This window comes from Aquabacterium sp. T101, from assembly GCF_057219775.1.
The window spans coordinates 176,222-189,057 of the sequence record NZ_JBXVVZ010000004.1 but is presented as its reverse complement, the minus strand read 5'-3'; the positions used below and the strand labels follow the sequence as shown (position 1 = coordinate 189,057).

Sequence of the window (12,836 nt, the reverse complement as noted above, 5' to 3'; positions counted from 1 at the left end):
TTAATGTCGTTGCAGGTTCGCAATAGAGTGGCGCCATGCAAGCCGCTCCGGCCCCGCGCGCCGTCCTGTTCGACGCCTACGGCACCCTGTTCGACGTCTACTCGGTCGCCCACGCGGCCGAGCAGATGTTCCCGGGGCGCGGCGAGGCGCTGGCGCTGCTGTGGCGCGACAAGCAGATCGAATACACGCGGCTGCTGACGCTGGCCGGCCGCTACCGCAGCTTCTGGGACCTCACCGCGGCCAGCCTGCGCTACGCGGCCCAGCGCCACGGCCTGGCGCTCGACGCCGCGGCCGAGGCCCGCCTGCTCAACCAGTACCGGCACCTGTCGGCCTTCCCCGAGAACAAGGCGGTGCTGGAGACGCTGCGCGATCGCGGCATTCCGGCGGGCATCCTGTCCAACGGCGACCCGGCGATGCTGGCGGTGGCCGTCAAGAGCGCCGGCTTCGACACGCTGCTGTCGCACGTGCTCTCGGTCGAGGAAGTGCGCCGCTTCAAGACCGACCCCGCCGCCTACGCGCTCGGCCCGCGCGCGCTCGGCCTGCCGGCGCGCGACATCCTCTTCGTGTCGAGCAACTGCTGGGACGCGATCGGCGCCACCTGGCACGGCTACACGACGCTGTGGGTCAACCGCAGCGGCGCGCCGCTCGATGCGCTGGACACCGAACCCACCCGCACCGGCACGTCGCTGCGCGACGTGCTCGCCTTCTTCCCATCCTGAAACCGCAACGCACCCGGACCTTCCCATGACCGCACGCACTTCCGCCGGCCGCCTGCAGGTGGCCACCACGCTGCACCGATTCATCGAAGAGACCGTGCTGCCCGGCAGCGGCCTGTCGTCGAAGAAGTTCTGGAAGGGCTTCGACGAGCTCGCGCACGACCTGGCGCCGAAGAACGCCGCGCTGCTGGCCGAGCGCGACCGCCTGCAGCGCGAACTCGACGCATGGCATGCGGCCCATCCTGGCCCGATCCGCAAGCCCAAGGCCTACCGCAAGCACCTGGAAAAGATCGGCTATCTGGTGCCGGTGCCGAAGAAGGTGAAGGCCACGACGGCGAACGTGGACAGCGAGATCGCGGTCCAGGCCGGCCCGCAGCTGGTGGTGCCGATCACCAACGCGCGCTACGCGCTCAACGCCGCCAACGCGCGCTGGGGCTCGCTGTACGACGCGCTGTACGGCACCGACGCGCTGCCCGAGGACGGCGGCGCCACGCGCGCCGGCGCCTACAACCCGGTGCGCGGCGCTCGCGTCATCGAGTACGCGCGCCATGTGCTCGACCGCACCGCGCCGCTTAAGAAGGGCTCGCACGTGGGCTCCACCGGCTACCGCATCGACGGCGGCAAGCTGGTGGTGGGCCTGGCCGGCGGCGGCAGCAGCACGCTGGCGGACGCGAAACAGCTCGTGGGCTGGCAAGGCGACGCCGCGGCGCCGACCGCGGTGCTGCTCGTGCACCACGGCCTGCACCTGGAGATCCGCATCGACCGCGGCACGCCGATCGGTGCCGGCGACGCGGCCGGCGTGGCCGACCTGGTGATCGAGTCGGCCATCACCACCATCCTCGACCTCGAGGACTCGGTGGCCGTGGTCGACGCCGACGACAAGGTGCAGGCCTATGCCAACTGGGCCGGCATCCTCGACGGCACGCTGGTGGAGGAGGTGTCCAAGGGCGGGCGCACCTTCACGCGGCGCCTGGCCGCCGACCGCCGCTACAGCGCGCCCGGCGGCGGCGAGGTGGTGCTGCACGGCCGCTCGCTGCTGTTCATCCGCAACGTCGGCCACCTGATGACGAGCCCGGCCGTGCTGCTGGCCGACGGCAGTGAGATCCCCGAGGGCATCCTCGACGCGGTGGTCACCACCGCGATCGCCAAGCGCGACGTGGCGCAGCGCCGCAACAGCCGCGCCGGCTCGATCTACATCGTCAAGCCCAAGATGCACGGCCCGGCGGAGACCGCGTTCGCCAGCGAACTGTTCTCGCGCGTCGAGGCCCTGGTGGGCCTGCCGCAGGACACGGTCAAGCTCGGCATCATGGACGAGGAACGCCGCACCAGCGTCAACCTCAAGGCCTGCATCGCTGCGGCCGCGTCGCGCGTGGCCTTCATCAACACCGGCTTCCTCGACCGCACCGGCGACGAGATGCACACCGCCATGCTCGCCGGCCCGATGCGGCGCAAGGGCGACATGAAGTCCAGCGAGTGGATCGCCGCCTACGAGAAGAGCAACGTGATCGTCGGCCTGGAGTGCGGCCTGCGTGGCCGCGCGCAGATCGGCAAGGGCATGTGGGCCATGCCCGACCTGATGCGCGCGATGCTGCAGCAAAAGATCGTGCACCCGATGGCCGGCGCCAACACCGCCTGGGTGCCCAGCCCGACCGCCGCCACGCTGCACGCGCTGCACTACCACCAGGTCGACGTGGCCGCCTTGCAGAAGCAGATGGAGCGCGGCCTGGGCAAGCCGGCCGAGCGCGAGGCGCAGCGCAAGACGCTGCTGGAAGGCCTGCTCACCGTGCCGGTGGTGGCAAAGGCGACCTGGAGCGCGCAGGAGATCCAGCAGGAGCTGGACAACAACGCGCAGGGCATCCTCGGCTACGTGGTGCGCTGGGTCGACCAGGGCGTGGGCTGCTCCAAGGTGCCCGACATCCATGACGTGGGCCTGATGGAGGACCGCGCCACGCTGCGCATCAGCTCGCAGCACATCGCCAACTGGCTGCACCACGGCGTGGTGAACGAGGCGCAGGTGCGCCGCACCTTCGAGCGCATGGCCGCGGTGGTGGACCAGCAGAACGCCGGTGACCCGGCCTACCGCCCGATGGCCGGGCGCTTCGCCGAGTCGATGGCCTACCAGGCCGCCTGCGACCTGGTGTTCAAGGGCAAGGAGCAGCCCAGCGGCTACACCGAGCCGCTGCTGCACGCCTGGCGGCTGAAGGTCAAGGCCGCCGCGCGCTGACGTCGGCACGGTACCGGGGCGCGGCGCGCCCCGGGCGTCGCCGAAGCGGTCAGGTCGGCGTCGGCACGCCGGCCATGCGGTCGTGCTTCAGGAAGAACGCGCGCGCCTGCGCCAGCAGCTGGCGCGGGCTCGGGTGGTCCACCACCTGCCAGCCGACGATGCGCCGGGCCGTGGCCGGCCGGTGCTTCTCGGCGTAGTGGCGAAGGTCGGCCAGCGTGGTCTTGCCGCCGGTGACGAGCACCTCGGTCACCCCTTCGAGCGCGTCGCACACCTGGCCGAAGTACTCGTGCTCCGTGCGCACGCCGCTGCCGTGCTGCGCGGTGTGATGGGTGTGCGCCCTGACGGTCGTGCCGAGGCTTTCGTCGGCGTCGAACTGCACGATGTCGGCGTGCTGGTGGTCGATCCAGACCACCGCATGGAACTTGGTCATCTCAGGCCTTCTTCTGTTCGTGAATCGTCTCGCAGGCCACGCAGCGCACGGCCCAGGGCTCGACCTTGAGGCGGTCGAACGGGATCGCGCTGCCGCAGGCCACGCACAGGCCGTAGGCCGGTTCGCCGACGCGCGCCAGGGCGCGGCTGACGGCGCCGAGCTCGATCAGCTCGCGGTCGGCCTGCGCCAGGTCGACCACGCGGTCGGCGTCGCGCTGCGGCGCGTCGTCGCCGTCCTGCGCCAGCACCTCGGCGGCATGTTCGACGCGGCCCTGCGCGCCGACATGGGCAGAGATCCGTCGGTCGAGCTCGTGCTGCTGGAGTTCGAGCAGTTCGCGCAACTGGGCGCGCTGTCCGGTGGTGAGCGTGGTGTTCATATCCCAAGCTTGTCGTGGCGCGCGTCACGACGCGTTGATGCAGCGCAAGCGGCGCGCTGCCTACAATGCGCCGCCCATGTCTGACACTGCCCCTTCCTCCTGCGACGTCCTCGTGGTCGGCGCCGGCCCGGCGGGCAGCGCGTGCGCGCAGCAGCTCGCGCGCGCCGGCTTCAAGGTGCTGCTGGTGGACCAGCACGAGTTCCCGCGCGACAAGGTCTGCGGCGACGCGCTGATCCCCGACGCCCACACCGCCTTCGGCCGCCTCGGCGTGCACCACGAGGTGATGAAGGCGGCGCGGCGCGCCTCGCACCTGGGCTGCGTCGGGCCCAAGGGAGGCCGCGTCGACGTGCCGGGCCGCCTGGCGGTGCTGCCGCGGCTGGAGCTCGACGACATCCTGCGCCGCGCCGCGCTGCGTGCCGGGGCGCACTGGCTCGCCCCCGCGCGCTACGAGGCACCGCTGGTGGACAGCGGCGACCGCGTCGAGCGCGTGATCGGCGCGCGCCTGAAGCTCGACGGCGGCGAGCTGCACGACGTGCGCGCCACCTGGACCGTGCTGGCCACCGGCGCGGTGCCGCAGGCGCTGATGGCCGCCGGCGTGTGCGACCGGCGCACGCCCAGCGGCGTGGCGCTGCGCGGCTACGTGCGCAACCTTGCGATGGCCGGCCGCATCAAGACCCTCGACGTGGTCTGGCACAAGGCGTTGTCGGGCGGCTACGGCTGGATCTTTCCGTGCCCCGACGGCGTGTTCAACGTCGGCGTGGGCCTGGCCCACAGCCACGACGCCGGCGACGACGGCCGCGAGGTGATGTCCGACGTGAACCTGCGCGAGCTGTTCGAGCGCTTCTGCAGCGTCTACCCGCCCGCCGGCGAGCTGGTGGCCGGCGGCGAGAAACTGGGCCCGCTCAAGGGCGCGCCGCTGCGCTGCTCGCTGGCCGGCGCGCGCTTCTCGCGCCCGGGCCTGCTGGTCACCGGCGAGGCCGCCGGCAGCACCTATGCCTTCACCGGCGAGGGCATCGGCAAGGCGATGGAAACCGGCATCCTCGCCGCCGAGACCATCGCCGAGGCGCGCGACACCTTTCTCACCGACGGCCAGGCGCGCGCCGCCTACGAGGGGCAGCTGATGCAGCTCAAGCCGCGCTTCGACCTCTACGAGAAGGCCAGCCGCGTCAACGACTTCCCCTGGCTGGCCGACCTGGTGATCTCGCGCGCCAACAAGAGCCCGCGCATCCTGCGCCGCATGAGCGCGGTGCTGGAGGAGCAGGGCAACCCGGGCAACCTGTTCAGCGTGCGCGGCTTCATCCGCCTGTTCGTCCCGATCCCCTGACCGCGGCCCCGCGCGCCGACGCATCGCCATGTGCCAGCTGCTGGGCATGAACGCCAACACGCCCACCGACGTGTGCTTCAGCTTCGCCGGCCTGGCGCAGCGCGCCACCGAGCACAAGGACGGCTTCGGCATCGCGTTCTTCGAGGACCGCGGCCTGCGCACCTTCGTCGACGCGAAGAGCGCGCGCGAGTCGCCGGTGGCCGAGCTGGTGCGGCGCTATCCGATCCGCAGCGGCAACGTCATCGCCCACATCCGCAAGGCCACGCAGGGCGGCGTGGCGCTGGAGAACACGCACCCCTTCGTGCGCGAGCTGTGGGGCCGTTACTGGGTGTTCGCCCACAACGGCGATCTCAAGGGCTTCGCGCCGCGGCTGCACGGCGCCTTCCGCCCGGTGGGCGACACCGACAGCGAGCGCGCGTTCTGCTGGCTGATGCAGGAGCTGGCCAAGGCCCATGCCGCGGTGCCCAGCGTGGCCGAACTGACGCTGACGCTGCGCGAGCTGCTGCCGCAGCCGGCCGCGCACGGCAACTTCAACCTGCTGCTGTCCAACGGGCAGGCGCTGTGGGCGCACGGCAGCAGCCGGCTGCACTGGGTGGAGCGCGCCCACCCCTTCGGCCGCGCCACGCTGGCCGACGACGACGTGACGGTGGACTTCGGTGCCCTGACCACGCCGGACGACCGCGTCGCCGTGGTGGCCACCGAGCCGATGACCACCGACGAGGCCTGGACCGCCTTTGCCCCGGGCGAGCTGCGGGTGTTCGTCGGCGGGCGCGCCATGGCCTGAGCCACCCCGGGTCCCGCCCGCCGTCCGTCCACCCGGCGATTCCCGCCGTTCACCCGCCGCTTCCGGCCGCCCGCCCGCCCGCAGCCCGCGCCGCGCGCCGCCCTGCCTACACTGCGGCGCGATGCAACCCCGATCCCTGGCCGAAGGCAACCGCTTCCAGCGCTGGTACCACGCATGGGCCACGCCGCACTACGCCCGCATGGAGCCTCAGCTGCGCGAGCAGGCCGAGCTGATCGACCGCTTCCTCTACAGCCGGCGCGGCCTGGGCGTGTGGCTGGGCGTGCTGATGGCCGCCGCGGGCTCCACGGCCGGCCTCATGGCGGCGGGCTTGCCGCTGTGGCTGTCCCTGCTGTGCAGCGGGCTGTTCTGGGTCTTCGTCCCGATCATGGGCCTGGCCGTGTGGATGGCGCCGGACGCCTTCACGCGGCGCCAGGGCTCGGTGCGCGCCATGGTCATCGTGGCGCTGTGCGCGATGGCCGGGGCCCTGACCGGCTTCGTGGTCGGGCATGTCGGGCGCCACGGCCGCCTGGACCTGCCGCTGCTGTGGGAGTCGCTGCAGGCCAAGGGGCTGGTGCTGGCGCCGGCGGCGCTGGCCGTCGGCGCCGCCATCGCCGCGCTGCTGTGGGGCGCGGCGCGCATCCGGCAGCAGGTGCTGCAGGTCGAGCTCGAGCGGGCGCGGCTCACCAGCGAACGCGACACCTCGGCGCGCCAGGCCGCCGAGGCCCAGCTGCGCCTGCTGCAGGGCCAGATCCAGCCGCACTTCATCTTCAACACCCTGTCGGCGCTGCAGCACTGGGTGGACACGGGCGACGCCCGGGCGCCGGCCCTGCTGCGGTCGCTGACGGCCTTCCTGCGCGGCTCGACCGAGCTGCTCGGGCGCGACGTCACCCCGGTGGGCGACGAAGCCGCCGTGGTGCGCCACTACCTGGCCATCCAGCAGGCGCGGCTGGGCGCGCGACTGGCGTCGTCGGTGGAGGTGGCGCCGGCGGTGTCGGCGCAGCCGGTGCCGCCGGGGCTGCTGCTGACGCTGGTGGAGAACGCGGTGGAGCACGGCGTGACGCCGGCGCTGCACGGCGGCCGCGTCGACGTGCGCGCCCGGGAGGACGGCGCGAACGTCGTGCTCGAAGTGGTCAACACCGGCGCGCCGCTGCCCGCGGCCTGGAGCGAGGGTGTGGGCCTGGCCAACTGCCGCGCGCGGCTGACCCATCGCTTCGGTGCCGACGCGCGCCTGGACCTGACGGGCGACACCGAGGGCACGCGTGCCCGCGTCACGATGCCGCGCCCCGCGGAGGCCCCGCATGCCGATTGACTGGCGCACCGTCTGCATGATGCCGCCGCGGCGCCGCTTCAGCGCCGACGAACTGCGCCGCGCCATCCCCGAGCCGGCCAGCCTGTCGCTGAAGGTGGCGGTGGTGTTCAACCTCGCGCTAGCGGTCGTTGCCCTGTCCTGGGCCTTCGGCGACGGCGCCGGGCTGGCCCTGGGCGCCTTGCTGACCGGGGTGGGCGTCGCGATGGTCTACGCGCTGGCCCTGGCTTGGCGCGACCCGAGCCACCGCGTGGCGCACGCGGCCTACTACGCGCTGCCGATGGGCCTGGGCATGATCGCGGGCCTGGGGGCGAGCCGACTCGGCGGCGCCACCGTGTCGCAGGTGCTGATGGTGGCATTGACCGGTGCCGGGTCGTCGCTGCTGCTGTGGTTCGCCATCGTCTACCGCCACAAGTACGTGGAGATGCGGCTGGCCGAGCTGGACGAGCGCGACCGCAGCGCGGAGATGGCGCGCCAGCTGGCGCAGGCGCAGATCCAGCCGCACTTCCTGTTCAACTCGCTCGCGTCGCTGCAGCACTGGGTGCACGGCCGCGACGACCGCGCCGCGCCGATGCTCGACGCGCTGCTGGGGTTCCTGCGCGCCACGCTGCCGCTGTTCGACCGCCGCTGGATCGCGCTGGCCGACGAGGCGCAGGCCGTGCGCCACTACCTCGCGGTGATGCAGCTTCGCCTGGGCGAGCGCCTGCGCTGGCAGGTCGAGGTGGACGCCGAGGCCGGCGCCGCCCGGCTGCCGCCGGGACTGCTGCTCACGCTGGTGGAGAACGCCCTCGAACACGGCGTGCAGCCCGTGCTGCGCGGCGGCGAGGTGCGCCTGGGCGCCCGCGTGGCCGCCGGACGCCTGCAGGTCGAGGTGCGCGACACCGGCCCGGGCCCCGCCACCGTCGCCACCCCCACGAACGAGCCCCCGGGCGTGGGCCTGGCCAACGCCCGCGCGCGGCTCGCCCAGGCCTTCGGCCCCGGCGCCTCGCTCGTGCTCGAATCCCCCCCCGAGGGCGGCTGCGTCGCCCGCATCGACTGCCCCTTCACCCCCGACACGCCATGAACCCCACCGTCCTGATCGCCGACGACGAGGAAGCGCCGCGCGCGCAACTGCTGGCCGCCCTGCGCCAGGTGTGGCCCGCCGCCCGCGTGGTGGCCGAGTGCAGCAACGGCGTCGACGCCTGGGACGCGTTCCTGGAGCACGAGCCGCAGGTGGCGCTGCTGGACATCCGCATGCCGGGCCTGACCGGCATCGAGGTGGCGCAGCGCATCGCCGGCCGCGCCGCGGTGGTGTTCGTCACCGCCTTCGGCGACCACGCGCTGGCGGCGTTCGACGCCGGCGCGGTGGACTACCTGATGAAGCCGGTGGACGCCGAGCGCCTGGCGCAGGCGATGGAGCGCCTGAAGCCCCGGCTGGCTCAGGCCGCGCCGCTCGCCCCCGAGGGCCTGCAGGCGCTGCTGTCGCAGCTGGCCGGGCAGGTGGCGCGTCGCCCGACGCTGGAGGTGATCCAGGCCGGCGTGGGCAAGGAGGTGCGGCTGATCCGCACCGCCGAGGTCATCTACTTCGAGGCCGACAGCCGCTACACGCGCGTGGTGCACGAGGGCGGCGAGGCGCTGATCCGCACCCCGCTCAAGGAGCTGCTGGCGCAGCTCGACGAGACGCAGTTCTGGCAGGTGCACCGGTCGGTGATCGTGAACCAGCGCTGGATCGCGTCGGCGGTGCGCGTGGACGAGGGCGTGATGCACCTCACGCTGCGCGGGCGCGACGAGAAGCTGCCGGTGTCGCGCCACTTCCAGGGCCAGTTCAAGGGCCAGTGAGCCGCCGCGCGGCGGCCGGGCAACAATCGGGCACGCGCCACCCCCCGCGCCCCTGCGCTGCCCACCATGACCGGCCTGCCGATCCCCCGCTTCGACACCTTCTACCGCTACGAAGAGCTGACCCGCCTGCTGTTCGACTACTCGGCCGCGGCGCCGGACCTGGTGCAGGTGGAGTCGATCGGGCGCAGTCACGAAGGGCGCGAGATCTGGGTGGTCACCGTCACCAGCGCTGCCACCGGCGAGGCGGCCGACAAGCCCGCGTTCTGGGCCGACGGCAACATCCACGCCGCCGAGCTGACCGCCAGCACCACGGTGCTGTACTACCTGCACCACCTCGTCACCCGCTACGGCCACGACCGCGAGGTGACGGGCCTGCTCGACACCCGTGCCGTGTACCTGTGCCCGCGCCTGAACCCCGACGGCGCCGAGCTGGCGCTGGCCGAGCGGCCGCGCCACATCCGCAGCTCCACCCGGCCCTGGCCCTTCGACGAGGAGCCGGTGGACGGCCTGACCATCGAGGACGTCGACGGCGACGGCCGCGTGCTGACGATGCGCGTGCCCGACCCGCACGGCGCCTACAAGAAGCACGCCACCGAGCCGCGCCTGATGGTGCCGCGCGAGCCGGGCGAGTTCGGCGGCGAGTACTACCGGCTGATCCCCGAGGGCACGCTGCAGCACTGGGACGGGCTCACGGTGAGCGTGAACCGCGACATCGAGGGCCTGGACCTGAACCGCAACTTCCCCGCCAACTGGCGCGGCGAGCACGAGCAGGTGGGCGCGGGCCCGTACCCGACCAGCGAGCCCGAGGTGCGGGCGATGGTGGACTTCATCGTCAGGCACCCGAACATCGGCGCGGCGATCAGCTACCACACGCACAGCGGCGTGATCCTGCGGCCGATGGGCAGCAGCAGCGACGACGACATGATCCCGGAGGACCTGTGGTCGATCAAGCGCTTCTCGGCGCTGGGCGAGAAGCTCTCCGGCTACCCGGCCATCAGCATCTGGCACGACTTCAAGTACCACCCGAAGGAGATCATCACCGGCACCCAGGACTGGCTGTACGAGCACCTGGGCGCGCTGTTCTGGGTGGTGGAGCTGTGGTCGCCCAACAAGGAAGCCGGCATCACCGACTACAAGTGGATCGAGTGGTTCCGCGACCACCCGGTGGAGGACGACCTGAAGCTGCTGGCCTGGAGCGACGGCCACTGCGGCGGCCAGGCCTACGTGGACTGGCGCCCCTTCATGCACCCGCAGCTCGGCGCGGTGGAGATCGGCGGCTGGGACAAGATGAACTACTGGCGCAACCCGCCGCCGCACCTGCGCGAGCGCGAGGCGGCGCGCTTCCCGGCGTGGATGACGCAGATCGCGCTGTCGCTGCCGAAGCTGGAGCTGCTGCGCACCGAGGTGCGTGCGCTCGGCCCCGACACCTGGCGCGTGCGTCTGGCCGTGGCCAACAGCGGCTGGCTGCCGGCCTACGTGACCCAGCTTGCGCTCAAGCGCAAGGCGGTGCGCGGGGTGATGTTCGAGATCCACCTGCCCGAGCATCCGGAGGTGAGCCTGGTCAACGGCAAGCACCGGTACGAAGGCCCGCAGCTCGAAGGCCATGCACCCAAGGCGACGCAGCTGGCCTTCCTGCCCGCGCGCGAGGTGACCGCCGACCGCGCCGTGGCCGAGTGGGTGGTGCGCGCGCCGCGCGGCACGCGCATCGCGATGAGCGCCCGCGCCGACCGCGCCGGCGCGGTGCGCAGCGAGGTCGAGCTGGACTGAGCGCCCGGTCTCGGGCGCGCTGGTCTACTTGCCGCCCGTCTCGCCACCCTGCGGGCCCCAGAACACCACCCAGGTGGCGAAGTCGAGGGAGAAGTTCTCGAAGCGGTGTTCCTGCCCCGCGGGCACGAACAGCACCGTGCCCGGCGCAAAGCGCTCGCGCTGCGCGCCCTGCACGAAGTCGCCGGTGCCGGAGACGACGAAGTACAGCTCGTCCTGGGCGTGCGGCGTCTGCGGGTCCGTGCCCACCGGGGCATACAGCTCCACCGACATGCTGCCGTGCGCCAGCGCCTGCACGAAGCGCTCACCCTGCGGCCAGCGGGCGGTGACGGGGCCCGGCAGGCGGGCGAGGAGTTCGGCGGCGGTGGCCTTCATGGCAGCCATGCTAGGACTGCCGCCGCAGCACCACGTGCGTGGCCTTCTCGGACGGCACGAACTCGACGCAGGCGTAGCCCAGCGCGCGCAGGTCGATGCCCGCGAGCAGCGGCTCGCCGCAGCCGAGCAGCGCAGGCGAGATGGCGATGTGCAGCTCGTCGACCAGGCCGTCGCGCAGGTACTGCCGGATCGTCGCCGGCCCGCCCCCGATGCGCACGTCCTTGCCGGCGGCGGCGTCGCGGGCGCGGTCGAGCGCGGCGCGGTGGCCCCCGGTGACGAAGTGGAAAGTGGTGCCGCCCTGCATCACGACGGGCTCGCGCGCATGGTGGGTCAACACGAACACCGGCACGCGATAGGGCGGCGTGTCGCCCCACCAGCCCTTCCAGTCCGACGCCGCCCAGGGGCCGCGCACCGGGCCGAACATGTTGCGGCCGAGGATCCATGCGCCGACATCGGCAAAGCCGCGCGCCGCGAAGCGGTCATCGACGCCGGTGCTGCCTTCGTCCTTGCCGAACAGCATGCGCTGGAACGTGCGCGTCGGCCACAGCCACTGGTGCAGTTCGGTCCCGCCCAAGCCGAGCGGGTTCTCCAGGCTCTGGTCCGGCCCGGCGCCGTAGCCGTCGAGCGACACCGTGAAGCTTTCGACGCGGACTCGGGTCATGGTTTGCTCCCTGTGGAGATGCGCCGCCGCTCTCAGCCGCTGACCGGCGGCGCCAGCGACTGCGCGACGTCCGACACGTACACGATGGTGTATCCGAGCTTCATGGGCCTACCTCTTCACCCTGGCGGCCGCCTCGCGACGCCGCCAGTACTGGAACTCGTCCTCGTTGAACTCGATGTCGAGTTCCTGCACGCGCTCCAGCAGGCGCTCCTGCACCTGGCCGACGGCCTTGTTGTAGACGAGCGGGCCGATCTCCTCCAGGAAGAAGCCCAGCAGGGCGCCCGCCGCGACATTGCCGATGCGCTGGTCGAGCTCGTCGGCGAAGTAGCGCTCGATGGAGGCCACGGCTCGGTCACGTGCCTCGCGGCTCAGCTCGATGGCCATTCGCTTCTCCGGTTCCGAATGCAGTCATTGTGCTTGCGTCGTCCGCGGCGGCGGCATCGACCCGGCGCAGGTGCGGCCAGCGCGCCCGGTAGCTCGCCGCCTTGGCGGCGAACAGCTCGGGGTACGGTGTCAGCGGATTGGGCGACAGCGTGCCCGCATCGATGCCGTCCAGGCCGTAGGGCGCATGAACCTCGCCCGGGCGCACGCCGACGCAGGTTTCCAGCACGAGAAAGCGCCGGATCCCGTCCTGCGACGAAGACAGCGGCGGGTACGGTCGGCCGAAGTGGCCGGGATACCAGAGATGCACGCGCGCCTGGTTGGCCACCTCGACCGTGACCCCCAGGTCCGCGAGCGCCGCGTCGACGCGGTCCTGCGCCCGCCGCTCGCCCGCCTCGCCCAGGTCGCCGGCATCGAAATAGAACAGGTCGTAGTCCTTGATGCCCGAAGCAGCCGCCCGCCCGCACCGAAGGTTCCAGACCGTCTGGAACAGGCACCCCGCCACCAGCCAGGCGTCAGGCAGCCCCAGCCGATCCCACCGCGCCAGGATCGCCGCATTGACCGGGTTGCGCGACACGTCCAAGAGAAAGGCAGCCGACATGACACCGAAGTATCAACGCGGCGCCGGCGCCACCCGTCAAACGCAGCCCTCCGAACCCCTCCAGCAGGCGCCGCGG

General features: G+C 72.4%; 14 protein-coding genes. 8 read left to right on the top strand and 6 right to left on the bottom strand.

All coding sequences use genetic code 11. From position 1 onward, the window contains the following. Window positions 1-35 precede the first annotated feature (35 nt). Entirely contained in the window at window positions 36-719 is a 684-nt protein-coding gene (locus AC2EAQ_RS12545; protein ID WP_484644299.1) for a haloacid dehalogenase type II, read from the top strand. Window positions 720-744: 25 nt separating this feature from the next. Further along, complete coding sequence (locus AC2EAQ_RS12540; RefSeq protein WP_484644297.1) at window positions 745-2,940, top strand: malate synthase G; 2,196 nt, start codon at window positions 745-747, stop codon at window positions 2,938-2,940. Between the two features lie 49 nt (window positions 2,941-2,989). Here AC2EAQ_RS12540 and AC2EAQ_RS12535 read toward each other — a convergent pair whose 3' ends face one another. Next, complete coding sequence (locus AC2EAQ_RS12535; protein ID WP_484644295.1) at window positions 2,990-3,370, bottom strand: hypothetical protein; 381 nt, start codon at window positions 3,368-3,370, stop codon at window positions 2,990-2,992. A 1-nt stretch (window position 3,371) separates the two neighbouring features. Next, the gene (locus AC2EAQ_RS12530; protein WP_484644293.1) at window positions 3,372-3,746 is read right to left on the bottom strand and encodes a TraR/DksA family transcriptional regulator; all 375 of its coding nucleotides are present in this window, start codon (window positions 3,744-3,746) and stop codon (window positions 3,372-3,374) included. A gap of 76 nt (window positions 3,747-3,822) precedes the next feature. Here AC2EAQ_RS12530 and AC2EAQ_RS12525 point away from each other — a divergent pair, with 76 nt between their 5' ends. The 6 genes from AC2EAQ_RS12525 (at window position 3,823) to AC2EAQ_RS12500 (ending at window position 10,745) form a co-directional block, all read left to right on the top strand. After that, window positions 3,823-5,070 carry an NAD(P)/FAD-dependent oxidoreductase gene (locus tag AC2EAQ_RS12525; protein ID WP_484644292.1) on the top strand — a complete coding sequence of 416 codons (1,248 nt, stop codon included), beginning with the start codon at window positions 3,823-3,825 and terminating at the stop codon, window positions 5,068-5,070. A 28-nt stretch (window positions 5,071-5,098) separates the two neighbouring features. Then, window positions 5,099-5,854, top strand: a complete 756-nt coding sequence (locus tag AC2EAQ_RS12520) for a class II glutamine amidotransferase (RefSeq protein ID WP_484644291.1) — start codon at window positions 5,099-5,101, stop codon at window positions 5,852-5,854. Between the two features lie 121 nt (window positions 5,855-5,975). Further along, entirely contained in the window at window positions 5,976-7,163 is a 1,188-nt protein-coding gene (locus tag AC2EAQ_RS12515; protein WP_484644290.1) for a sensor histidine kinase, read from the top strand. After that, window positions 7,153-8,223 (top strand): sensor histidine kinase, encoded by a 1,071-nt coding sequence (locus AC2EAQ_RS12510; protein ID WP_484644289.1) that lies wholly within the window; start codon window positions 7,153-7,155, stop codon window positions 8,221-8,223. Before AC2EAQ_RS12515 ends, AC2EAQ_RS12510 begins: the two co-directional genes overlap by 11 nt. Beyond that, on the top strand, window positions 8,220-8,978 hold the full coding sequence (locus AC2EAQ_RS12505; protein WP_484644288.1) for a LytR/AlgR family response regulator transcription factor: 759 nt from the start codon (window positions 8,220-8,222) through the stop codon (window positions 8,976-8,978). The genes AC2EAQ_RS12510 and AC2EAQ_RS12505 overlap by 4 nt, the downstream gene beginning before the upstream one ends. Before the next feature lie 66 nt (window positions 8,979-9,044). Further along, the gene (locus AC2EAQ_RS12500; protein ID WP_484644287.1) at window positions 9,045-10,745 is read left to right on the top strand and encodes a M14 family metallopeptidase; all 1,701 of its coding nucleotides are present in this window, start codon (window positions 9,045-9,047) and stop codon (window positions 10,743-10,745) included. Window positions 10,746-10,769: 24 nt separating this feature from the next. Here the strand turns inward: AC2EAQ_RS12500 and AC2EAQ_RS12495 are convergent, their stop codons facing one another. From AC2EAQ_RS12495 to AC2EAQ_RS12480, 4 genes are all read right to left on the bottom strand, one after another. Further along, window positions 10,770-11,117, bottom strand: coding sequence for a cupin domain-containing protein (locus tag AC2EAQ_RS12495; protein ID WP_484644285.1), 348 nt, complete (start codon window positions 11,115-11,117; stop codon window positions 10,770-10,772). Window positions 11,118-11,127: 10 nt separating this feature from the next. Further along, complete coding sequence (locus tag AC2EAQ_RS12490) at window positions 11,128-11,778, bottom strand: dihydrofolate reductase family protein (RefSeq protein WP_484644283.1); 651 nt, start codon at window positions 11,776-11,778, stop codon at window positions 11,128-11,130. A 108-nt stretch (window positions 11,779-11,886) separates the two neighbouring features. Continuing rightward, window positions 11,887-12,162, bottom strand: a complete 276-nt coding sequence (locus AC2EAQ_RS12485; protein WP_484644281.1) for a DUF2164 domain-containing protein — start codon at window positions 12,160-12,162, stop codon at window positions 11,887-11,889. Further along, complete coding sequence (locus AC2EAQ_RS12480) at window positions 12,131-12,760, bottom strand: nucleotidyltransferase family protein (protein ID WP_484644279.1); 630 nt, start codon at window positions 12,758-12,760, stop codon at window positions 12,131-12,133. Before AC2EAQ_RS12480 ends, AC2EAQ_RS12485 begins: the two co-directional genes overlap by 32 nt. Between the last annotated feature and the right edge of the window lie 76 nt (window positions 12,761-12,836).